20 protein-coding genes and 2 pseudogenes are annotated in these 21679 nt (G+C 66.5%); 8 read left to right on the plus strand and 14 right to left on the minus strand.

Annotated elements, in window-relative coordinates; genetic code table 11:
* Positions 1-170 precede the first annotated feature (170 nt).
* The 4 genes from A3M1_RS0117825 to A3M1_RS0117840 all read left to right on the plus strand — a co-directional run bounded on the left by A3M1_RS0117825 (position 171) and on the right by A3M1_RS0117840 (position 3933).
* The gene (locus A3M1_RS0117825; RefSeq protein ID WP_018390359.1) at positions 171-2450 is read left to right on the plus strand and encodes an NADP-dependent malic enzyme; all 2280 of its coding nucleotides are present in this window, start codon (positions 171-173) and stop codon (positions 2448-2450) included.
* Positions 2451-2643: 193 nt separating this feature from the next.
* Positions 2644-2970, plus strand: a complete 327-nt coding sequence (locus tag A3M1_RS0117830; protein WP_038196864.1) for a glycine zipper domain-containing protein — start codon at positions 2644-2646, stop codon at positions 2968-2970.
* Positions 2971-3229: 259 nt separating this feature from the next.
* Complete coding sequence (locus A3M1_RS0117835) at positions 3230-3442, plus strand: cold-shock protein (RefSeq protein ID WP_018390360.1); 213 nt, start codon at positions 3230-3232, stop codon at positions 3440-3442.
* A gap of 275 nt (positions 3443-3717) precedes the next feature.
* Positions 3718-3933: a cold-shock protein gene (locus tag A3M1_RS0117840; RefSeq protein ID WP_013165949.1), complete on the plus strand. Its 216-nt coding sequence runs from the start codon at positions 3718-3720 to the stop codon at positions 3931-3933.
* Positions 3934-4075: 142 nt separating this feature from the next.
* Here A3M1_RS0117840 and A3M1_RS0117845 read toward each other — a convergent pair whose 3' ends face one another.
* From A3M1_RS0117845 to A3M1_RS0117905, 12 genes are all read right to left on the minus strand, one after another.
* A complete protein-coding gene (locus A3M1_RS0117845; protein WP_018390361.1) occupies positions 4076-4609 on the minus strand; it encodes a GNAT family N-acetyltransferase in 534 nt (177 codons plus the stop codon).
* Between the two features lie 361 nt (positions 4610-4970).
* Positions 4971-5186 carry a hypothetical protein gene (locus tag A3M1_RS27205; RefSeq protein ID WP_081620334.1) on the minus strand — a complete coding sequence of 72 codons (216 nt, stop codon included), beginning with the start codon at positions 5184-5186 and terminating at the stop codon, positions 4971-4973.
* Positions 5187-5225: 39 nt separating this feature from the next.
* Positions 5226-6172, minus strand: a protein-coding gene (locus tag A3M1_RS25995; RefSeq protein ID WP_085930261.1) for an IS630 family transposase whose coding sequence is annotated in 2 segments (ribosomal slippage) — positions 5226-5833 and positions 5833-6172 — 948 coding nt in all. Because the reading frame shifts where the segments join, the coding sequence is not laid out codon by codon here.
* A 77-nt stretch (positions 6173-6249) separates the two neighbouring features.
* Positions 6250-6789: an SDR family NAD(P)-dependent oxidoreductase gene (locus A3M1_RS0117865; protein WP_018390363.1), complete on the minus strand. Its 540-nt coding sequence runs from the start codon at positions 6787-6789 to the stop codon at positions 6250-6252.
* 23 nt (positions 6790-6812) lie between these two features.
* A complete protein-coding gene (locus A3M1_RS0117870) occupies positions 6813-8408 on the minus strand; it encodes a rhodanese-like domain-containing protein (protein WP_018390364.1) in 1596 nt (531 codons plus the stop codon).
* Positions 8409-8466: 58 nt separating this feature from the next.
* Complete coding sequence (locus tag A3M1_RS0117875) at positions 8467-9540, minus strand: ABC transporter substrate-binding protein (RefSeq protein WP_018390365.1); 1074 nt, start codon at positions 9538-9540, stop codon at positions 8467-8469.
* A 23-nt stretch (positions 9541-9563) separates the two neighbouring features.
* A complete protein-coding gene (locus A3M1_RS0117880; RefSeq protein WP_018390366.1) occupies positions 9564-10952 on the minus strand; it encodes an LLM class flavin-dependent oxidoreductase in 1389 nt (462 codons plus the stop codon).
* Between the two features lie 8 nt (positions 10953-10960).
* The gene (locus tag A3M1_RS0117885; RefSeq protein WP_018390367.1) at positions 10961-12520 is read right to left on the minus strand and encodes an FAD-binding protein; all 1560 of its coding nucleotides are present in this window, start codon (positions 12518-12520) and stop codon (positions 10961-10963) included.
* A gap of 14 nt (positions 12521-12534) precedes the next feature.
* Positions 12535-14268, minus strand: a complete 1734-nt coding sequence (locus A3M1_RS0117890) for an iron ABC transporter permease (RefSeq protein ID WP_018964028.1) — start codon at positions 14266-14268, stop codon at positions 12535-12537.
* Positions 14265-15404, minus strand: coding sequence for an ABC transporter ATP-binding protein (locus A3M1_RS0117895; protein WP_018390369.1), 1140 nt, complete (start codon positions 15402-15404; stop codon positions 14265-14267). The genes A3M1_RS0117890 and A3M1_RS0117895 overlap by 4 nt, the downstream gene beginning before the upstream one ends.
* Positions 15405-15434: 30 nt before the next feature.
* Entirely contained in the window at positions 15435-16766 is a 1332-nt protein-coding gene (locus A3M1_RS0117900; protein ID WP_018390370.1) for an LLM class flavin-dependent oxidoreductase, read from the minus strand.
* A 20-nt stretch (positions 16767-16786) separates the two neighbouring features.
* Positions 16787-17770: a tripartite tricarboxylate transporter substrate binding protein gene (locus tag A3M1_RS0117905; RefSeq protein WP_018390371.1), complete on the minus strand. Its 984-nt coding sequence runs from the start codon at positions 17768-17770 to the stop codon at positions 16787-16789.
* 90 nt (positions 17771-17860) lie between these two features.
* Between A3M1_RS0117905 and A3M1_RS0117910 the strand changes: the two genes are divergently transcribed.
* The 3 genes and pseudogenes from A3M1_RS0117910 to A3M1_RS26940 all read left to right on the plus strand — a co-directional run.
* The gene (locus A3M1_RS0117910) at positions 17861-18322 is read left to right on the plus strand and encodes a tripartite tricarboxylate transporter TctB family protein (protein ID WP_018390372.1); all 462 of its coding nucleotides are present in this window, start codon (positions 17861-17863) and stop codon (positions 18320-18322) included.
* Positions 18322-19821, plus strand: coding sequence for a tripartite tricarboxylate transporter permease (locus A3M1_RS0117915; protein ID WP_018390373.1), 1500 nt, complete (start codon positions 18322-18324; stop codon positions 19819-19821). The genes A3M1_RS0117910 and A3M1_RS0117915 overlap by 1 nt, the downstream gene beginning before the upstream one ends.
* A 16-nt stretch (positions 19822-19837) precedes the next feature.
* Positions 19838-19999: pseudogene (locus A3M1_RS26940) on the plus strand (IS5/IS1182 family transposase); the annotation flags it as partial.
* Positions 20000-20094: 95 nt separating this feature from the next.
* Here the strand turns inward: A3M1_RS26940 and A3M1_RS26945 are convergent.
* Positions 20095-20148, minus strand: a pseudogene (locus A3M1_RS26945) (hypothetical protein); the annotation flags it as partial.
* 220 nt (positions 20149-20368) lie between these two features.
* Positions 20369-20917, minus strand: a complete 549-nt coding sequence (locus A3M1_RS26950; RefSeq protein ID WP_018390375.1) for a hypothetical protein — start codon at positions 20915-20917, stop codon at positions 20369-20371.
* A gap of 300 nt (positions 20918-21217) precedes the next feature.
* Between A3M1_RS26950 and A3M1_RS25155 the strand changes: the two genes are divergently transcribed.
* Positions 21218-21601 (plus strand): LysR family transcriptional regulator, encoded by a 384-nt coding sequence (locus A3M1_RS25155; RefSeq protein WP_018390376.1) that lies wholly within the window; start codon positions 21218-21220, stop codon positions 21599-21601.
* Positions 21602-21679 lie beyond the last annotated feature (78 nt).

Below are 21679 nucleotides of genomic sequence, written 5' to 3' on the forward strand. Positions count from 1 at the left end.
CTGGGGACGTGCCGGGGGGCGACTTGAGGCGAACGGCTGGCAGGCTCGCGCCGGCCGATGGCCTATCTTAAACCAACCGCCCAAAGTCCAGCACCAGAAAATGGGAAAGGCGTTGTGCGTCGGAGCAGAATCCCTATGCTCCCGCGCCAAGCTCCGGGGAAGGAAACACAATGGCCTCTTACATCTCCGACGACCTGCGCTCTGGCGCCATGTTCTACCACCGCCACCCGCGTCCCGGTAAGCTTGAGATCCAGCCGACCAAGCCGCTCGCCAACCAGCGCGATCTTGCCCTCGCCTATACGCCCGGCGTCGCCGCCGTCTGCGAGGCGATCGCCGCCGACAAGTCGCTGGTGGCGGAACTGACCGCCCGGCAGAACCTCGTCGCCGTGGTCTCCAACGGCACCGCCGTGCTCGGCCTCGGCAATATCGGCCCGGAAGCCTCCAAGCCCGTGATGGAGGGCAAGGCGGTCCTGTTCAAGAAATTCGCCGGCATCGACGTGTTCGACATCGAGATCAACGCGCTGGAGCCGGACCATGTGGTGAGCGTGGTCGCCGCGCTGGAGCCCACCTTCGGCGGCATCAACCTCGAAGACATCAAGGCGCCCGAGTGTTTCGAGATCGAGACCCGGCTGCGCGAGATCATGAAGATCCCGGTCTTCCATGACGACCAGCACGGCACCGCGATCATCGTGGTGGCGGCCATCGTCAATGCGCTGTTCCTCGGCGGCAAGAAGCTGGAGGACGTGAAGATCGTCACCTCCGGCGCCGGCGCCGCCGCCATCGCCACGCTGAACCTGCTGCGCTCCATGGGTGCCCGCCGCGAGAACATCTGGGTCACGGACATTGAGGGCGTGGTCTATGAGGGCCGCGAGAAGCTGATGGACCCCTATAAGGGGGTGTTCGCCCAGAAGACCGAGCTGCGCACGCTGGCCGAGGTGATCGCCGGCGCCGACATCTTCATCGGCCTCTCCGCCGGCGGCGTGCTGAAGCCCGAAATGCTGGCGGCGATGGCCGACCGTCCGCTGATCATGGCGCTGGCCAACCCGACGCCGGAAATCATGCCCGACCTCGCCCGCGAGGCGCGCCCGGACGCGATGATCTGCACCGGCCGCTCGGACTTCCCCAACCAGGTCAACAATGTCCTGTGCTTCCCCTTCATCTTCCGCGGCGCGCTGGATGCCGGCGCCACCACGATCAATGAGGAGATGAAGGTCGCGGCGGTGAACGCCATCGCCGAGCTGGCCCGCGAGACGCCCTCGGACGTGGTGGCCCGTGCCTATGGCGGCGAGACGCCGGTGTTCGGCCCGGCCTCGCTCATTCCCTCGCCCTTCGACCCGCGCCTGATCCTGCGCATCGCCCCGGCGGTCGCCCGGGCGGCGATGGAGAGCGGCGTCGCCAAGCAGCCGATCGCCGATTTCGCCGCCTATCAGGAGCAGCTCGACCGCTTCGTCTTCCGCTCCGGCCTGGTGATGAAGCCGATCTTCGCCCTCGCCAAGCAGGCGCCCAAGCGCGTGATCTACGCCGAGGGCGAGGATGAGCGCATCCTGCGCGCGGCGCAGGTGGTGGTGGAGGAGGGCATCGCCCGCCCGATCCTGATCGGCCGCCCCTCTGTTGTGGAGACCCGGCTGCAGCGCTTCGGCCTCTCGATTCGCCCGGGCCGCGAATTCGACCTCATCAACCCCGAGGACGACCCGCGCTACCGCGACTATGTCACCACCTATGTCGAGCGCGCCGGCCGGCGCGGCGTGACGCCCGAGCTCGCCCGCACGCTGGTGCGGACGACGCCGACGGTGATCGCGGCGATCGCGGTGGTGCGCGGCGACGCTGACACCATGCTGTGCGGCGTCGAGGGGCGCTTCACCCGGCATCTGCGCCACATCCGCACCATTATCGGCCTGGCGCCCGGCGTGCGCGACGTGGCGGCGCTGTCCATGCTGCTGACCCAGAAGGGCGCGTTCTTCCTGTGCGACACCCAGGTGCAGGCCGATCCCACCGCCGAGGACCTGGCCGAGATGGCGCAGCTCGCCGCCGCCCATGTGCGGCGCTTCGGCATCGAGCCGAAGGTGGCGCTGCTCTCGCATTCCGACTTCGGCAGCCGCGACGATGACAGCGCGCTGAAGATGCGCCGCACCCTCGACCTGATCCTCCAGCGCGCCCCCGATTTGATGGTCGATGGCGAGATGGAGGGCGACAGCGCGCTGGTGCCGGAAATGCGCGAGCGGGTGCTGCCGGGCTCGCGCCTGCAGGGCGTGGCCAATATCCTGGTCATGCCCAATCTCGACGCCGCCAATATCGGCTACCAGATGGTGAAGGTGTTCGGCGACGCGCTCCCGGTCGGCCCGATCCTGCTCGGCCCGGCGCGGCCGGCGCATGTGCTGACCCCCTCGGTGACGGCGCGCGGCATCGTCAACATGACCGCCATCGCGGTGGTGGAAGCCCAGCACGCCTGAGCGCGGCGCGCTCCCGGGTTCCGGCCGAACGGACCGGAGGCGCGCGCCAGAGCGCGCTTCTGCCCGGGGGTGGCCTTATGATACCCTCAATGTCCGGGACCGACTCGCGCGGGCGTTTTCCAGCGCTAAGTCAGTGTCCCTGGGCCTTGCGCGGGTGTCGGCGAGCGGCACCGCCCCAGCGGAGATCTTACCCATGCGTGCCCTTTTCTCGCTTGTGACGCTGGCGCTCGCCGGCGGCCTTCTCGCCTTTGCCCCCGGCGCGGCGCGGGCCAATGACACGGCGGCCGGCGCGCTCCTCGGCGGCGCGGCTGGCGCCATCATCGGCGGCGCCACCACCGGCAAGGCCGGCGGCGCAGTGGCGGGGGCGGTAATCGGCGGCACCGCCGGCGCGATCATCGGCAACCAGAGCGACAAGAAAAAGAACAAGAACAAGTCGTATTACTACTGGTCCGGCGGCAAGTGCCTGTACCGCTACCCCAACGGGCAGGTGATCAAGGTCAGCAAGAACTATTGCTATTAACACCCGGCCGGGGCGGGCAGAGTTCCCGCCCGTGGGTCTGGGAAATGACGCTGCGGCACTTTTTCACCTCCCGGTTGCTTTATGACCTAAATGTGGCGCCGTTTGCCGTGGAAATGACATATTTCTGACCAAGCTAACCGCAGCGCGAATTCGTCAGACGAGGGTGCCGCAAGGCGCCGCCGGCTGGTGGTGCTCGGCGCAATTCGGCGGGTCCCGCAGGGGTTCGCCGGTGTCTCACTGGTCTCGAAGGTTGTCTCTGATGGCGGATACCGGCACGGTTAAGTGGTTCAACGAGCAGAAGGGCTACGGCTTCATTCAGCCCGACAATGGCGGCAAGGACGTTTTCGTCCACATCAGCGCGGTGCAGCGCTCAGGCCTGCAAAGCCTGCGCGACGGCGACAAGATCTCCTTCGAGTTGCAGACGGACCAGCGCTCGGGCAAGACCTCGGCGGTTGATCTGCGTCCGCTCTGACGCGGCGCGGCTTTGAATCGGACGGTTTAGTCCGGTTAGATTCAATACAATGTCGTCGTTCCTTGGAGCGACGACATTTCGGCCGCGGAAGCACTGCTTCTACCGCCCGCGCCTCTTGCAAACACGGCCATTCGCGGTAGTCTCTCGCGCAGACTTTGGCTGGACTCTGGGCCGTTACACCTGCGGGTGCACGTTCAGCTTTTCTTCCAAATTCGACCCAGCGGCGGGGCCGTGCCTGCGCCGGATGTGCAACCTCGATACGTGAGACTATCCTAATGTCTACCCAGACCGGCACCGTTAAGTGGTTCAACGATCAGAAGGGCTACGGCTTCATTCAGCCCGATGGCGCTGGCAAGGACGTTTTCGTCCACATCAGCGCAGTTCAGCGTTCGGGCCTGCAGGGCCTGCGTGACGGCGAGAAGGTGTCCTTCGAGCTGCAGACCGATCAGCGCTCCGGCAAGACCTCGGCGGTCAATCTCCGCGTCGGCTGATCGCAGGCCGGCCCTGGTGCCGGCTTTTGCGTAAACAAGGGAAAGCCGCTGGTCCCGCCGGGCCGGCGGCTTTCTTTTTGCGCCTTCGATTCGCGGGCGGCTTTGCTTTGAGTTTGGCAAGACGTCGCGGTAGCTCTGCCGCTCAGGCGGCGCCGGTCGCGCGCCGACGTTCCAGCAGCGCCATCGGCTGGCCATTATACAGCCCATCGGCCAGCGGCACGAAGCCGAGCTTGCCGGCCACATGCAGCGAGGCGGCATGGGCGGGCTGGATCATGCAGGTGATGCGCGCGCCGGGCCGGTGCGCGTCCGCCCAGCCGAGCGCGGCGGCCATCGCCTCCCGCGCATAGCCCTTGCCCTGCGCCGCGCCTGAGAACACCCAGCCCGCCTCCATCGTCCCCTCGATGGAAGGGGTGAGGGCGCGGCGGAAATCATGAAAGCCGGCCTCGCCGATGAAGGCGCCGCTGGCGCGCTCCTCCACCGCGAAGGCGCCGAAGCCGAGAAACGCCCACAGGCCGGGATGGCGCAGGAAGCGGCTCCACGCCGCCTCGCGGGTGAACGGCACGCCGCCGATGAACCGCACCACCGCCGGCTCCGCCCACATAGCCGCATAGGCCTCGAAATCCTCGGCCTGGTGCGGACGCAAGGTGAGGCGGGCGGTGGTGAGGGTGGGAATCATCGTTGCTGCCGTGCCGTTGCCGTCTCACATGAAAACGGCCGGGACTGACCCTGGCCGTTCCTATTTCAGCGCCGTTGCCTTTGCGCGTCACTGAATCTCGCTCACATTTCTCTCTAAAGTATTGATATGTATTATGTTTAACAAAATTCGTCATGCGGTTGCGCACTTTCCGTCGCACGACGTTCGCTCAAGAAGCCGAGCACTTGGCTGGCTCAGGAAGACGCTCAAAAGAAAACCCCCGGAGTGACCCGGGGGTGAGAGAGAAGGCGGTGCGCAACGGCTACGTAACGTCAGCGCGCCGGACTTCAGAGCCGGAACGATTCACGCTCGATCCGATCCATCAAATGCCGGGACCGAACACCTAGGGCAGGTACATTCCGCCGTTCACATGGATGGTCTGGCCGCTTGTAAAGCTACCGGCCGGCAGAGCGAGGATGCGCACGAACTCGGCGACGTTGCGCGGCTCGCCTTCATGCCCGACCAGCAGATGACCACCGCCCGGAAACGCGCCGCCGGCGCCCGAGGTCGCCGAGCGGTTGCCGCCGATGCGCCCCGGGACGACGAGATTGGCGGTGATGCCATGTTCGCCGAATTCAACCGCTAGAGCAGATTCGACTTAATCCGGGTCATATCCGGCAGCGTCGAAATAGTGCCGACATTCCTCTGGCGTGAAAGCGGAGAGGCAATCGGCGACGACGGACCATAGTTCGTCGATGGTTCGGGCTGCGGCCTTTCTGAGCAGGGCCTTGAGCTTCGAGAAGGCCATCTCGATGGGGTTGAAGTCTGGCGAGTAGGGCGGCAGGAACAGGAGCCGCGCGCCGACCTTCTCGATGGCCTCGCGCACGCCGCTGATCCTGTGAGCGGGCAGATTGTCCATGACCACGATGTCGCCGGGGCGAAGCTCGGGCGCGAGCACTTGCTCTGCATAGGCCAGGAAGGCCGGACCGTTCATCGGTCCGTCGAGCAGCATCGGCGCCGTCATGCCGTCCAGTCGCAGGCCGGCGGTAAAGGTGGTCGTCTTCCAATGGCCGTGTGGAACGGCCGCCCGGCATCGCTCGCCGCATGGCGCCCTGCCGCGCAAGCGGGCCATCTTCGTGGATGCCGCGGTCTCATCGATGAAGATCAGCCTCGCGGGGTCGAGGTCAAGTTGGCCGTCAAACCAGGCTATGCGGCGGCGCAGGACATCGGGGCGCTGCTGCTCGGCGGCGTGCGCCGTCTTTTTTTGAACGTGATGTCGCGCCGGTCGAGGAACAGCCACACCGTCGAGGGGGCGGCCCGCACGCCGCGCTCGGCTGCAAGGCGCTCCCCGATCTCGGCCAGCGTGATGTCCGGCACCTCCTCGATGAGGCCGAGAATGAAGGCCTCATGTGCATCGAGCTTCGAGCGCGACGGCTGGCCCTGCTTGCGCGCTTCCATCTCGCCGGTCTCGCGATAGCGGCGATACCAAGCCCCGGCCGTCGAGATCCCGATCGAGAAGCGACGCGCTGCCTCCCGCGTTGAAGCCCCGTCTTCGATCGCCGCAATCAACCGACCGCGAAGGTCGCCACTCAGGCTCCTCGTCATCATCACCTCCTGGCAAATCACCAGCAGCAATGAATCAGACAGCGAACGACCCGGGAATCCTCAAACCGACTCTGCGTTCATCGAAGATGCTCTAGCGCCTTGGTGAAGCCGACCAGTGCCGCCTTGGCGGTAGCGACATGGACGCGGTGGAACACGCCGGAATGCGCACTGACGCCGCCAATGGTGACGATGCGGCCGAAGCCGTGGCGAACCATGTGCGGGATCGCGGCACGGGTGACGAGGAAGGCGCCCTCGACGATCACCGCATTGATCTCGCGCCACGCGGCCAGGCTGATCTGCGCGAACGGCGTCTCGCGCCGGATGGCGGCGTTGTTGACGAGGATATCCAGACGGCCATGGGCCGCGACGATTTCGTCGACGAGGCCCTGCGCCTGCGACTCATCGGTGATGTCGGCGAGCGCCGTGCTGGCGCTGCCCCCGACCGCGCGGATCTCGTCGGCCACCGCCTCGATTTCGTCCCTGGACGTCTTGGCGTGGACCACGACATGGGCACCCTCTGACGCCAGCAGCCGCGCGCTTTCGCGGCCGATGCGGCGGGCCGAGCCGGTGACGAGGGCGACCTTGCCTTGAAGGGGCTTTTGCTGATGCGAACTCATATCTCTACCGATGCTCGTTAATGTCAGAGGCGGAACTGCAGCGTGCCGTCGCGGCGCACTTGTTCGACCAGGTCGAGTTCCCACTGCAGATATTCCCGCATCGCCGCCTCACGGTCTTCGCGGCGCTCGAAGGATTTGAGCAGCACGTCATCGGTTCGGGAGGCGAGGTTCTCCGGCGTGGTCTCCAGCGGAAGGCCGGCCGTGCTCCAGGCGTCGGTGCCACCGGCCAGCAGCTTCACCACGGCACCGGTCGCCTGCGCCAGCTCGGCCACCGCGAGGCGCGCGATCACCTCGTCGGGCGAGGTGACGACGTAGAGCTTTGCTGCGGGCAGCTTCGACGCATCCGTCGCCAACCGGCCGCGCACGGCGAACCAGGCGCCGGGAATGTGGCCGGTGCGGTACTGCCGGCTGGTGGCGAGGTCCACCACAATGATGTCGCCCTGCGCCAGAAGCGCGGAGAGCTCGGCGGCGGTGACGGTCTCGGCGCTGGCTCCATCAAGGCCGAGAATGATCTCCGCCGAGGTGCCGGTCTCGACGCGGCCCGCGGGGGCGTTCTCGTCAAGCACATAGACATTGCGGAAGCCGAGCCGTGCGAGCCATGCCGCCGTGGTGCGGGCCCGCACGCCATCGCTGTCGGCCAGCACAATGCGCGCCGCGCGCACGGCGATATAGGTGTCGGTGGCCTGCACCAGCTGCCCGCCGGGCGCCGAGAGGAAGCCCGGGCGATGGCCGTGGCGGTGTTCTTCGGTGCCGCGCACGTCGAAGCGGTAAAGCGTGATGTCGTCGCGCTCCGCCTCGAAGCGGGCGAGCGTCGCCGCGCCGATGGTCGGCACGTTGAGGCGCGTGGCCAGAGCCTCGGCGGCCTTGCGTGCCCAGTCGCGGGTCTTGGGAGAGGGCTTTGGTGCGATCTGGTCCTGGCCGCGCCCGACTTCGAGGCCCGCCAGATGCCAGCCCTGTGTGCCGTCCTTGAGGGACACCACGCGGTTGGGCAGGCTGGCGTCGATCAAGATCTGCGCGCCGATGATCGAGCGGGTGCGTCCGCCGCAATTCACCACCACGAGCGTCTCGTCGGACGCAATGACCTCGCGGGCGCGCAGCACCAGCTCGGCGCCGGGACAATTGATGGCGCCGGGGATGCTGATCCAGTTGTACTCGTCATAAGGCCGGCTATCGAGCAGCACGATGTCCTCGCCGGCGGCGCGGCGGGCCTGCAGGTCGTGCGCGTCGATATGTGGGGTGCCGTATTCCACTTCCACGAACTCGGCGAAGGCCTTGCTCGGCACATAGACGCCGGCGAACAGCTCGAAGCCGGCGGCCTTCCATGCCGGCACGCCGCCGCGCAGGATGGAGACGTCCTCGTAGCCATGGCCGCAGAGGATCTCGGCAGCACAGGCCGCGAGCGTCTCCTCATCATCCACCAGAACGAGAGGCGTGGCCCGGCGCGGCACCAGCGCCGGCACCATGCGCTCGAGGCGGGAGAGGGGCGCGTTCGAGGCGGTGAGGATGTGCGCGCGAGCGAACACGCCTTCCTCGCGTATGTCGAGCAGGGCGATCTCGGTGTCGCCCAGAAGGGTGGCGTGGAGGGCGGCCGCGTCGATGCGGGGGAAATGGGCGCTCATCGTATTCTCGACCTGTCAGGAAAAAGGCCCTTCCGGCCTGCGGAAGGGCCTGGGGTGGTCACTGGCGGTTAAAGACCGCGTCGAACTGCTCGAGGAACTTCGTCGAGGCCTCGCCGCCGATATCCTGGTCCGAGACGATGATCTTCAGGTCGGCGAGCTTGGGCAGGCCTTCCGGCGTCTTCGCGTCGGGGTGGGTCGGGATGTAGGAGCCGGCATTGGCGACGAGCTCCTGCCCTTCGGCGCTGGTCAGCACTTCTTCCAGCAGCTTGGCGGCCGTGGGGTTCGGGCCGCCCTTGAAGATGGCGAGGTAGTTCTCGTTGGTGACAACGCCATCCTCGAGGATATAGGCCTCTATGCTTTGGCCGCGCTCCTTGGCGGTGATGACGTTCTGCGACGAGATCAGCGGCGACAGGTCACGCTCGCCGGCAACCAGCAGCCGGACCGATTCCGCATTGCCGCGCGTCAACAGGAAGTCCTGCTTGGCGAACCCCTTGATGGTGTCCCAATTGATGATCTTGTGGGCCAGGAGCGTCTGGAACCAGGTGAGCTGCGAGGCGGCCGAGCGCGGATCGGAGAACACGATCTTGCCCTTCCACTTCGGGTCGAGGAAGTCGGCGATCTTTTTCGGCAGCACCGATGTGTCGGGGAAGGCCTTGGGGTTGTAGGCGGCCGAGAGCAGCGCAGCGGCGGTGGCGAGGTAGGTGCCTTCGGCATCCCTGTAGTTGCCGCCGATCTTGTCGAAGTCGCGCACCTTGTAGGGCACGAGATAGCCGCGCTTCTTCCAGTCGTCGAGAATGAAGCGCTGGCTGATGAACACCACATCCGGGTTGGTGCGGCCGGCCGCCTTCTCCGCCTCGATGGTGGGGATCAGGTCGAGCGTCTGCTTCTGCACGATATTGAGTTTCACATCGGGAAAGGTCTTGCGCCAGAACTCCAGCACCGCCGTACTCGTTTCCTGGCGGTAGGAGGTGTAGAACACCACTTGGCCTTCCTTCTTCGCGGCCTCGTAGAGATCCTTGAAGCGTTCGGGGAGCGTGTCGGCGCGGGCGGGGGCGAACGAGGTGGCGAGCGAGCCCGCGACCAGCAGCGCGGCGGCTGCGCCCTTCAGCAGGGTTCTCTTATTGAGGGTCATGTCAGTCTCCAGGGGGCAAAGGGTCAGGCGGCAGCGGAGGTTTTCGCGGCCGTGTGCTCGGCCGCCGCGTCGATCGCCTTGGTGTGCTTGTGGTGACGGGCAGGGCGCTTGAGACCGAGATGCTCGCGCAGGGTCCGGCCCTCATAGTCGGTGCGGAACAGGCCGCGGCGGCGCAGTTCGGGCAGTACCAGTTCGATGAAGTCGGTGAGGCCGCCGGGCAGATAGGGCGGCATGACGTTGAAGCCGTCGGCGCCCTCGTTGAGGAAGCGCTCCTCCATCTTGTCGACGATCTGCTCCGGCGTGCCGATCACCTGCCAGTGGCCGCGCGCGCCAGCGACACGCAGGCCGAGCTGCAGGATCGACAGCCCTTCGCGCTGGGCGAGCTCCAGCAGCAGCACCTGCCGGCTCTGCGCGGCATTGGTGACTGGAATGTCGGTGGGCAGCGGGCCATCGAGCGGCAGATGGCGCAGCGGAATTCCGAGGCGATGCTCAAGGATGGAAAGCGCCACATCCGGGTGGATGAGGTTCTGCAGTTCCTCGAACTTCGCCTGTGCCTCCGCCTCGGTGCGGCCGACCACCGGGAAGATGCCCGGCATGATCTTGACGTCGTCCGGGGAGCGACCCGCAGCGACGGCGCGGGCCTTCACGTCGCGGTAGAACGCCTGCGCGTCGGCAAGGGTTTGCTGCGCGGTGAAGACGACTTCGGCCGAGGCGCCGGCCAGAGCCTTGCCAGCCTCAGACGAGCCGGCCTGCACCAGTACCGGCCAACCCTGCGGCGAGCGCGGAATGTTAAGCGGCCCACGCACGCCAAAATACTCGCCGCGATGATCGAGGCTGTAGACCTTGTCGGGATCGAAGAAGACGCCGCTGTCCTTGTCGCGGACGAAGGCGTCATCCTCCCAGCTGTCCCATAGCCCCTCGGTGACGGCGAGGAATTCGGTGGCGCGGCGGTAGCGCTCATCATGCGGGGGGTGGTGGTCGCGGCCGAAATTAAAGGCCTCGCCCTCATTGCCCGAGGTGACGAGGTTCCAGCCGGCGCGCCCGCCGCTGATATGGTCGATGGAGGCGAATTTGCGGGCCAGCGTGTAGGGCTCGTTATAGGTGGTCGAGGCGGTCGCCACGAGGCCGATGCGCTCGGTGACGGCGGCCAGCGCGCCGAGCAACGTCAGCGGCTCGAACTGCGCGACATAATGGGTGGAGAAGCGCGCCAGCGCGCCCCAGTCCTCGCCGCGCGCGCCGGCGCTGTCGGCCAGGAACAGCATATCGAACTTGGCCGCCTCGGCCGCCCGCGCGACCTCGGCGTAATGCTTGAAGTTGATGCCGGCATCGGCCTGCGCCTGCGGGTGGCGCCAGGCGGCGGCGTGGTGGCCGGTGGGGTAGAGGAAGGCGCCGAGCGCCATCAGCTTGGTCATGGGAAACCTCAGGCGGCTGTGAGTTCGGAAGGGAGGGCGGCGGCCTGCCGTGCGGCGGCGTCCTTGCCGGCGATCTGGCCGGTGACGAAGCACTCCGCGAGATTGCCGGCGCCGAGATAGAGAAAGCCCCAGATGCTGCCGAGCTCGCCGGCCTCGTAGAGACCGGGAATTGGCTCGCCATGCGCGTTGAGCACGCGCTGGCGGGAGTCATGCGCGGGCCCCCCTTGGGTGTTGCTGACTACCGGCCACAGCTCGCCGACATAGAAGGGCGGGTTCTTCACGGGGAACAGCGACCCGGCCGGGCGGTTGTGGTCGCCGTCCTTCCCGGCCGCGACCGAGGCGTTCCAGCGCGCGAGGCTCTCCGCGACCGCGGCAGGATCGGCGTCGATGAGCGCGGCGAGATCCTCGATGCTGTCGGCGCGCTTCAGGATGCCGTTGCCGACCTCCTTCAGATTGTCGTCGCTCCACTCATAGGGCTCGACCGAGCGGTCGTTGATGACGGTCTGGCCGAGCGGGTAGAGCTTGCGTCCATCCTCATCCACCACAAGGAAGGCGGGGATGCGCGGGAAGCGCTGCGACTGCGCGTCGTACTGGTCGAGCGGCCGATGGCCGGTGTCCTGGATATAGGGCTGGTACTCGTTCATGAATCGCCGGCCCTGGCGATCCAGCACGATCCAGGACATGCGCACGTCCGGCTCCTGCAGCTGCGGCGTCCAGTCCGGCAGTTTCTTGACCCGCAGGCCATAGGGATAGGCCGGGTCGGTGTGCCGGAAGCCGTAGGAGCCGTGGAAGTGCCACATGTGCCAAAGGTCGGCGCCAGCGGCCTGCGCCATGCGGATGCCGTCGCCGGTATTGCCACGCATGGCGACCGGCAGGACCGGGCGGATCTGCCAGTATTTACGCTGCAGATCGGGCGCGGCCTCGAAGCCGCCGGAGGCAAGGATGACGCCGCGCCGTGTGCCGATGCGCGTCACCCTGCCATTGGAGCGGACCACGGCGCCGAGCACCTCGCCATCCGGCCCGAGGATCAGGCGCTCGGCGGCGGTATTGAGGCGGGTCTCGATGCCGCGCGCCCGGACATTGTCATGCACCAGCTTGAACACGTTCGGCCCGCGCAGCCGGCCCCGCACCTGCGGGTACTCAGTACGCGCATCGAAGCCGGGGATGGAGAGCACCTCCACCGTGCCGAAGGCGTCGTTGCCCGTGAACGGGTAGTTGGCAATACGGCGGTGGATGGCGATCTCCGCGCCGTTCACCGTGGCGAGGTCGCGGAAATAGGGCTCCAGCTCGGCCATGCCGGCGGCGACCGCATCGAGCACGTCATCCGGCACGTCGGGGCCGACCGTCTCGCGCAGATAGGCGCGGGCGCCGACGCGCTCGACGATGGTGCGAATACCGCCACCGGCACAGATCGAGATGCCGCCAGGATCGGGCATCTTCTCGATCAGCAGCACACGCGCGCCGGCATCATGGGCGGCGATCGCCGAGGCGCCGCCGGCAAAGCCGAAGCCGACGACAAGCACGTCCCAGACTTCGTCGAAGGGCGGGGTGGAGGTGGTGACAGGCATGGCAGGCATTCCGGCTAGCTGACCACGGCCGTCTTCTTCCGCGAGAAGAAGCGGATGAGGCCGAGGATGGAGAGGCTGACAGTGACGATGACGACGGAAAGCGCGGCGGCGAGCTCGATGGCGCCGTCCTCGATGAACTGGATCACCACGGTGGGCATGACCTGCGTGTCCGCCTGAGAGAGGATGGCGGACATCGACAGCTCGCGCAGGCTGAGCGAGAACACCAGTACCCAGGCGACGCCGACCGCGCCGCGCACCAGCGGGAAGGTGACGTCGCGCACACTGCGCAGCCAGCCGGCGCCCGAGATGCGCGCGGCCTCTTCCAGATCGGTCGAGAGCTGCTGGATGCCGTTGCGCACCAGCACAAAGGCGATTGGCAGCAACTTGCCGGCATAGGCGATGAGGATGAGCGTCAGCGTGCCGTAGAACAGGTTCACGTAGCCCATCAGGATTCCCACCGCATAGGCGATGGAGGGAAAGCCATAGGCGATCATGACGAGGAAGGTGATGGCCTCGCGGCCGATGAACTTCACCCGCTCTACCACCCAGCCGAGCACCAGCCCGAGCCCGGCGCAGACCGTGGCGGTGGCGAGCGCCAGCAGCAGACTGTTGATGATGGAACCGCGCGCGACGAAATCGGCGTCGAAGATCAGCGCGTAATGCTTGGTGACGAGGTTGCTCAAGGTGATGTCGGCGCCGAACGAGGACAGCACCGAGAGCAGCAGCAGCGCTCCGACCGGCAGTACCGCGGTAGCAAAGACCACGACGATGCAGAACCCCGCCGCGAGCCAACGCCAGCGGCCCAGCGTGGTGATCTGTTCGGAGCTCGCCTTGCCGGTGAGGGTGCGGAAATTTTCCGCCCGGACGGCGTATTTCTGGATCAGCAGGCTGACGGCGGTGACCACCATGATGGGCATCGCCACCGCCGCGGCATAGTTGAACTGCGGCGGGAATTTCAGCAGGTCGTAGATCTTGGTGGTGATGACCGAGAAGTTTGCCATCGTGCCGATGGCCGCCGGCGCGCCAAAGGATGAAAGCGCGTCCAGCATTACCAGGATGATGGCGGACAGGATCGCTGGCCGCACCAGCGGCAGCGTGATGGTGAGCGTGGTGCGCAGCCGGCCCGCGCCGAGCACGCGCGCGGCCTGCTCGTTGCTGGCATCGACATTATGCAGCGCCGCGCTGACCGCGAAGAACACCAGTGGGTAGACGCCAATGATCTCGATGAAGACGAGGCCGCCAAAGCTCATGATGTTGAACGGCGCCTGGGTGAAGCCCAGATACTCGACGGCCAGCTTGTTGAGATAGCCGGAGTTCGGTGCGGCGAGGAAAATCCACGACACCACCGAGATGAAGGACGGGATGACGAAGGAGATGCCGGCCGCCAGAGTCACCAGAATCTTGCCGGGCGCATCGGTGCGCGCCACGATCCAGGCGAGCGGAATGCCGAGCGCGCAGGCACCCGCCGTCACCAGGCCAACCAGCACGGTGGAGTTCACCGTCGCCGCCCACATGCCGCGCCGGTTGAACGCCTTCTCGAACGTGTCGAAGGCCAGGTTCCCCTGCGCATCAATGAGGCTGTAGCCGATGAGCAAGGCGAGCGGATAGGCGATGAGAGCCAGCAGGACGACGATCGCAAAGCCGATGACGAGAAGCTTCACCGGCTGGATGCCGGACAGCCTCTGCAGGAGCGCGGGGCTGTCCGATACATTACGGGGGTCCTCGGTGAAGAGGGTGGCGCTGCTCATGCCACCACCCATGCGCTGTCCGGGCGAAACCAGAGCCGGACGCGGCCGTCAGTGAAGCTGCCGGGCGTGCGCGACTGCATGCGTAAGGGCGTGTCCTTGGCGGTGAGCTGAAGTTCGTAGCGGCTGCCGAGGAACGCTGCCGACACGAACCGGACATCAAGGCCGGTCTGCTGGTCGGGCTTTTCCGGCCGGTCGAAACGGATGTCCTCGGGGCGCAGCAGCAGCGTCGCGCGCTTTCCGGGTGCCGCCGTGGCGAGCCAGCCGGCCGATGCGCGCGCCGTGGTGATGTCGCCGGCGTCGAGCGCCACCGACACCCGGCCGGCGGCGCGATCCACCGTGACGATGGTTCCTTCCAGCAGGTTGGCGGTGCCGACGAAATTGCCGACGAAGCGACTGGCGGGGGTGCGGTAGACCTGTTCCGGGGTGCCGACCTGCTCGATGCGGCCCTTGTTCATCACCACGACCCGGTCGGCGAGAACCAGGGCCTCGTCCTGGTCGTGGGTGACGTAGAGCGTGGTGATGCCGATGCGCTTTTGCAGCGCGCGCAGCTCGAAGCGCATCTCCTGTCGCAGCGAGGCGTCGAGGTTCGAGAGCGGCTCGTCGAGCAGCAGCAGGGTCGGCTTGGTGGCGAGCGCCCGCGCCAGCGCGACGCGCTGCTGCTGGCCGCCGGAGAGTTCGGACGGGTAGCGCTTGGCGAGATCGCCGAGCTGGACCAGTTCGAGCACGGCGGCGACCTCGCGGTCGATCTCCGCGCGCTTCTTGCCGGCGACCACCAGGCCGTAGCCGACATTGTCCGCCACCGTCTTGTGCGGCCAGACCGCGTAGGTCTGGAACACCATGCCGAGATGCCGCTTCTCCGGCGGCAGCGCGAAGGAGGCGCTGGAGGCGAGTTTGCCGTCGAGATGGATCTCGCCGCCTTCCGGCTGCAGGAATCCCGCCACCATGCGCAGCGTCGTGGTCTTGCCGCAGCCGGAGGGGCCGAGCAGCACCACGCTCTCGCCGGGGGCCACCTTGAGATCGATGCCGTTGACCGCAGCGGTATCGCCGAGCTTCTTTCGCAGGTCGCGCAGCTCCAGCCGGGCGGGCTGAGCCTCGACAGCTGGCAAGATGTGGGCGGCGGGGGAATAAAAGTTCATGGCGAAATCCCGGTTGGGCGCAGTCTCGGTTCAGGCTGAGCGGGCGTAACGGCTCTCGGGGCGGGTCAGCCCGTAATGCTCGCGCAGCGTCCGGCCGGTGTAGTCGCGGCGGAACAGCCCGCGCGCCTGCAGGATCGGCACGACCTCGTCGACGAAGGCGATGAGCCCGCCCGGCATGAAGGCCGGCATGATGTTGAAGCCGTCCGCCGCGCGCTGCTCGACCCAGAGCTGGATGTGGTCGGCGACCGTGTTCGGCGTGCCGGCCAGCACCTTGTGGCCGCGCCCGCCGGCGAGGCGGCGCAACAACTGGCGCAGTGTCGGCTTTTCGCGCTCGACGATGGTGAGGATGACCTGCGAGCGGCTCTGCGCGCCCTGCACCGTCTCGGGGCGCGGGAACGCCTCGATCGGAATGCGTTCGTCGAGCGGGAAGACGCTGAAATCGAAGCCGTCAAAGCGCTGCGAGAGATGCTTGAGGCCGACGACGGGAAGCGTGAGGTCGTCGAGCTCTTCTTCCAGCGCGCGGGCCTCCGCTTCAGTCGAGCCGAGGATCGGCGACAGGCCCGGCAATATCCTGATGCCGTCCGGGTCCCGGCCGAAGGCCAGCGCGCGGCGCTTCACGTCGGCGTAAAAATTCTGTGCCTCGGAAAGCACCTGTTGCGCGGTAAAGATGGCCTCGGCGTAGCGCGCGGCAAAGCCACGGCCCTCGTCCGACGAGCCCGCCTGCACCAGCACCGGGTTGCCTTGCGGCGAACGCGGTATGTCGAGCGGCCCGCGCACCCGGAACGTCTCGCCCAGATGGTCGATGGCATGGATGCGGGCGGTGTCGGCATAGATGCCGCGCGTGCGGTCCAGCACGCGGGCGTCGTCCTCCCAGCTGTCCCACAGCTTGCGCACCACCTCGACATATTCGGTGGCGCGGCGGTAGCGGTCGGTGTGCGAATTGCGCTGGTCGAGCCCGAAATTGCCGGCGGCCTCGGCCGACCATGAGGTCACGATGTTCCAGCCGGCGCGGCCGGCGCTGATATGATCGAGCGAGGCGAATTGCCGGGCCAGATTATAGGGTTCGGAATAGGTGGTGGTGGCGGTGGCGATCAGGCCGATATGCGAGGTTGAACCCGCCAGCGCCGAGAGCAGCGTCAGCGGCTCCAGCTTGCCCTGCGCGACATGCTTCACGCTGCGGCCGATGGCGAGCTGGTCGGCGAGGAACAGCGAGTCGAACTTGCCGCGCTCCGCGATCGCCGCGATCTCGCGGTAATAATCGACATCGGTCAGGCGTTCGGGCTGTGATCCGCTGTAGAGCCAGGACGCCTCATGATGGCCGGTGGTCGGCACGAAGACGTTGAGATGGATGTGCTTGGTCACGACGGTCGTCCCGAAAACGCTCAATCGAGCTTGATGTTGGCGGCCTTGATGACGCGGCTGTAGTTCTCGAAATCGCGGCGCACGGTGGCATCGCCCTCCTCGGCCGAGGAGGCGACGACGGCAAAGCCCTGGCCTTCGAGGAAGCTCTTCACCTCGGGCGCATTCAGCGCGGCGACAAAGTCGCGGTTGATCTTCTCGACCAGCGGGCGCGGGGTCTTGGCGGAGACGAAGAAGCCCTGCCAGGTCTCGATGTTGAAGTCCTTGACGCCCTGTTCCTGGAAGGTCGGAACATCGGGCAGGGCAGCCGAGCGCTTGGCGGTGCTGACGCCGATGGGCACCAGCCGGCCGGCGCGCACATGCTCGGTGACGGCGGCAAGCGTGATGATCACCGCGTCGATATGGCCGCCGAGCAGGTCGGTCACCGCCGGGGCGCCGCCCTTGTAGGGGATGAAGGTGTATTTGGTGCCGGTGAGCTGGCCGAGCAGTTCATGGCCGATGTGATGCGCGCCGCCATTGGACGGCGTGCCGACGGTGAGCTGGCCGTTCTTCTCACGGGCGAGCTTCAGATATTCGTCGAGGTTCTTCACGCCGAGCGAGGGGCGGACTACGAGGATTTGCGGGTTCGACACCGCCTTGGTGACGGTCGAAAGATCCTTGATCAGGTCGCTCTTCAGCTCCGGGCCGAAGAAGATCGCGTTGAGCGGGACCTTGTCGCCGCCGACAACGATCGACAGCCCGTCCGGCTTGCCCTGCGCGATCTGCTCCAGCCCGATATTGCCGTTGGAGCCGGCAACGTTCTCGACGATGGGGTCCTTGCCCCAGATTTTTCCGAGCTCGCGGGCGACCGTCCGGGTCAGCGCATCGGCGCTGGCGCCCGCCGCCGACGTCACGACGATGCGTACCTGGGACTGCGGATATTTCGACACGTCCACCTCGTCGGCGGAAGCGGGGACGAGCGTCAGTGCCAGTGCGGCGCCGGCTAATAGACTGAAAACACCATTCATCGCTGAGAACCTCCGTAATTCGCCACGATCCTAAATTAACATTTCTAATTGTCTATAGAAAATGTGGACTAATGAGTTTGGAGATTGCCAGTGCCCCTAAATCGCGACGTTCTCACCGCCAGCCTCGCCACCGCCTTTGCCTTGACTCTGCTGGCTTTCGGCAGCCATCTCCCGATGGGAACGGCGGTGCGCATGGGACCCGGTTTCATTCCCCGTGCCGTCGCCATAGGCCTGCTCTCGGTGGCCGTGCTTATCCTGATCAAGGCTCTGCTTGCCCGGCCCGCCCGCGCAGACGATGCCGCGCCGGACGCGCCGATTCACTGGCGTGGGGCAGCCAGCATCAGCTTCGGCGTGCTGACGTTCGCGCTGCTGATCCAGCCGATCGGCCTGCTCGCCAGCGCCACGGCGACGGTGTTCTTCTCCTCGCTGGCGCAACAGGGCGAGGGCTGGGCTGAACGCATCGTGCTTGCGGGCTCGCTCGCTGCCATCGCCGGGGCGGTGTTCGCCTATGGGCTTGGCCTGCCGCTGCCGATCCTGCCGAACTTCCTGTGATGGAACTTCTCGGACATCTCGCGCTCGGCTTCGATGTCGCGCTCACCTGGCAGAATCTTCTGCTGTGCCTGATCGGCGTGCTGTTGGGCACGCTGGTTGGTGTTCTGCCGGGCATCGGACCGGCGACCACGATCGCCATCCTGCTCCCGGTGACCTTCGAGCTGCCGGCCGTCGGCGCGCTCATCATGCTGGCCGGCATCTATTACGGCGCGCAATATGGCGGCTCGACCACGGCGATCCTTGTCAACATGCCGGGCGAATCCTCCGGCATCATCACCGCGCTGGACGGCCACCAGATGGCCAAGCAGGGCCGCGCGGGCGTGGCGCTGTCGATTGCCGCCATCGGCTCGCTGTTCGCCGGCACGGTCTCGACCTTCTTCATCGCCGGATCGGCCTCGACGCTGTCCGAGCTCGGCCTGATGTTCGGACCGGCGGAGAATGTCGCGCTGATGGTGCTCGCCATCGTCGCGGTCATCGTCATGGGCAAGGGCTCGGTGCTGAACGGGCTGGTGATGGTGCTGATCGGCCTGTCACTCGGGCTGATCGGCACCGATGTCGAAACCAGCAAGGCGCGCTTCACCTTCGGCATTCAGGAACTGCGCGACGGCATCGACTTCATTCCGCTCGCCATGGGGCTGTTTGGCGTTTCTGAAATCCTGCGCACGCTGGAGACACCGGGCGACGGTTCGGTGCTGAACAACAAGATTTCCGGGCTGTGGCCTAAATGGGCGGACCTGAAGGCTTCGGCGCTGCCGATCCTGCGCGGCACCGGGGTCGGCACCGTGCTGGGCATCCTGCCGGGAAGCGGCACGCTGCTCGCCTCGTTCACCGCTCACATGCTGGAGAAGAAGATTTCCCGCACGCCCGAGCGCTTCGGCAAGGGCGCGATCGAAGGGCTGGCCTCGCCGGAGAGCGCCAACAACGCGGCGGCGCAGACCTCTTTCGTGCCGATGCTCACCCTCGGCATGCCGTCCGGCGCGGTCACGGCGCTGATGATCGGCGCCATGACGATCCACGGCATCTCGCCGGGGCCGCAGGTGGTGACGCAGCGCCCGGATCTCTTCTGGGGGCTGGTGTGCTCGATGTGGATCGGCAATGCGATGCTGCTGATCATCAACCTGCCGCTGATCGCCGTCTGGGTGTCGATCCTGCGCATCCCCTACCGGCGACTGGTGCCGGCGATCATCCTGTTCTGCTGCATCGGCGCCTACAGCGTGAACAACTCGACCTTCGACGTGCTGGTGCTGTTCGCCGCCGGGCTGTTCGGCTACGCGCTGTCGCGGCTGGATTGCGATCCGACGCCACTGCTGCTCAGCTTCATCATTGGGCCGATGCTGGAGGAGAATTTCCGCCGCGCCATGCTGGTCGCGCACGGCAACCCTATGACGTTTGTCGAAAAGCCCATCAGCCTGACGCTGCTGCTGGCGACGGCTGCCTTGCTGGTCGTGGCCGTCCTGCCCGCGGTGCGCAAGCGTCGCGAGGAGGTGTTCGTGGAGTGAGGAGAGCGATGCCGCATGCGCGACAGCCAAGGACCGCCGGATCACCCGCTGGGAGCATGAGCATCTGATCGAGGACGTCCGGCTGGATGCCGATCCCGGACTGATGCGGGTGCGGCGCAAGACGGTCGAGCATCCCTTCGGCACGATCAAAGCCAGGATTGGCGCGACGCACTTCCTCATGTAGCGGCTGCAAAATGTCGCCGGCGCCACCTTCAGCACGATCTTCCCGAACCCGCCGCCCGCCTCCATCGCGCCATGCGCCTCGGCGGCCTGTGCGAACGCAAAGACCTTGCCGACCAGCGGCTTCAGCCGGCCGTCGGCGAACATCGGCAGCGCGCCTTCCGCAAAGCGCCGCAGGACCGAGAGCGGAATGCTGGCGCTGTCCTGCCCGCCGAGCAGGCCGACCTGAACGAGGCGCCCGCCCCGGGCGAGGCTGCGCAGATTGCGCGGACCTGCACCAGCAGGTCGCCGACGCGGACGTCCGGCATGGGCGCGTCGGCAAGGCGGAGGACATCCGCCTCGCCGAAATCGTCGAACAGGATCGCTTTCATTTTGCCGCGGCCTTGGCGACCGCGCGGCGGGCGATGCTGGCGGCGAAGAGCGGCGTCTCGCGGCGGTTATGGTCGCCGCCAGCTTCCTGCCGGGCGATGGCCGCCTGCTCGAAGGTCTGGCCGTGCGCGGCGAGGAAGTCCATGAACATTTCGGTCGGGTGCGAGGTGACACGGTTGGTGTAGCGGGTGCGCCCGCCTTCAACGGCCTCGGCGATCAGTTCCCAGACCACATTGACCTGCGTGCGTCCCACCGGTGTGAACACGTCGGAGATCGAATTCATCCGGCAATAGCTCGCCGTGGCTTCCTCGGCCACATAGTGCTGGATCACCAGCCCGGTGCCGATCATCTCGACATTGATCACCATGCGGCGGCCATCATCGGTCGTGGTGACGCCGGAGCCGATATGGTCAGGCGGACAGCAGCGCAGATATTCCGCCTCGGGCAAGGTGAACAGCCACTCGGCGATGTCGACCTTTTCGAGGGAAATGTCGATTTCCGCGGTATAGGCGGACTGCGATAGGACCTTGTCGGTGAGGATTTTCATGGCATTGCCTCTCGATGGAGCCGTGTCGCCGGTAGGCTTCTCGCCGGTCGGCGCTGGGGGAGGGGGCGCGGTGGCTGCGCCATCCCGAACAGGGTTATGCGCGGCGCCCGGGCGCTGGGGCTTTCGAGATTCCATGGTCGCCGTGAGGACTTGCGAGATGGAACGCCGATCCGCCTTGCCACGGGCGATTGTGGTCGAGCGAACGGGCGCCGCCGCTGTGTGAACACCGCGAATATGCGAGTGTCCGGAACAGGCGATAAGCCGGAGCCTGCTGCAAACGGCTTTGCCTGGATCGCAAAGATGAGACCCCATTTCGCGGAATATCTCGCCACCTTTGTCGATGTCGTACGGGCGGGGAGCTTTTCAGGTGCCGCCCGCCGGCGCGCGGTGACGCCTTCGGTGATCGTCCGCCAGATCGACGCATTGGAGGAGGATCTGGGCGTCGCCCTGCTCATCCGCTCGACGCGGGCGCTCACGCTCACCGATGCCGGCCAGCGCCTGCACGAGCGGGCCTTGCGGCATCTCGACGAACTGGCCGATACCCATGCCGAGGTCGCCGCCTTCGACGGTTCGGTCTCCGGCATGCTGCGGATTGCCTGCTTCCCGACCTTCGGCAAGCGCTATGTCCTGCCTGTCGTCGCGGCATTGCAGGCTGAACATCCAGCCCTGCATGTGGGGAGCTGATCGGCGAAGAGCGCCATCAGCTAATGTGAGCGCCCTGCCTGGAAGCAGACATTCCCTCAGGCCATGGACGATTGGGAA

This window comes from Ancylobacter sp. FA202 (assembly GCF_000380205.1).
Classification (GTDB): domain Bacteria; phylum Pseudomonadota; class Alphaproteobacteria; order Rhizobiales; family Xanthobacteraceae; genus Ancylobacter.

Coding starts and splice junctions, on each gene's coding strand:
- A3M1_RS0117825 (WP_018390359.1), top strand. CDS start 171: ATGGCCTCTTACATCTCCGACGACCTGCGCTCTGGCGCCATGTTCTAC.
- A3M1_RS0117905 (WP_018390371.1), bottom strand. CDS start 17,770: ATGAATGGTGTTTTCAGTCTATTAGCCGGCGCCGCACTGGCACTGACG.
- A3M1_RS0117830 (WP_038196864.1), top strand. CDS start 2,644: ATGCGTGCCCTTTTCTCGCTTGTGACGCTGGCGCTCGCCGGCGGCCTT.
- A3M1_RS0117880 (WP_018390366.1), bottom strand. CDS start 10,952: ATGACCAAGCTGATGGCGCTCGGCGCCTTCCTCTACCCCACCGGCCAC.
- A3M1_RS25155 (WP_018390376.1), top strand. CDS start 21,218: ATGAGACCCCATTTCGCGGAATATCTCGCCACCTTTGTCGATGTCGTA.
- A3M1_RS26950 (WP_018390375.1), bottom strand. CDS start 20,917: ATGAAAATCCTCACCGACAAGGTCCTATCGCAGTCCGCCTATACCGCG.
- A3M1_RS0117890 (WP_018964028.1), bottom strand. CDS start 14,268: ATGAGCAGCGCCACCCTCTTCACCGAGGACCCCCGTAATGTATCGGAC.
- A3M1_RS0117915 (WP_018390373.1), top strand. CDS start 18,322: ATGGAACTTCTCGGACATCTCGCGCTCGGCTTCGATGTCGCGCTCACC.
- A3M1_RS0117870 (WP_018390364.1), bottom strand. CDS start 8,408: ATGAGCGCCCATTTCCCCCGCATCGACGCGGCCGCCCTCCACGCCACC.
- A3M1_RS0117895 (WP_018390369.1), bottom strand. CDS start 15,404: ATGAACTTTTATTCCCCCGCCGCCCACATCTTGCCAGCTGTCGAGGCT.
- A3M1_RS0117835 (WP_018390360.1), top strand. CDS start 3,230: ATGGCGGATACCGGCACGGTTAAGTGGTTCAACGAGCAGAAGGGCTAC.
- A3M1_RS0117845 (WP_018390361.1), bottom strand. CDS start 4,609: ATGATTCCCACCCTCACCACCGCCCGCCTCACCTTGCGTCCGCACCAG.
- A3M1_RS0117840 (WP_013165949.1), top strand. CDS start 3,718: ATGTCTACCCAGACCGGCACCGTTAAGTGGTTCAACGATCAGAAGGGC.
- A3M1_RS0117885 (WP_018390367.1), bottom strand. CDS start 12,520: ATGCCTGTCACCACCTCCACCCCGCCCTTCGACGAAGTCTGGGACGTG.
- A3M1_RS0117875 (WP_018390365.1), bottom strand. CDS start 9,540: ATGACCCTCAATAAGAGAACCCTGCTGAAGGGCGCAGCCGCCGCGCTG.
- A3M1_RS0117865 (WP_018390363.1), bottom strand. CDS start 6,789: ATGAGTTCGCATCAGCAAAAGCCCCTTCAAGGCAAGGTCGCCCTCGTC.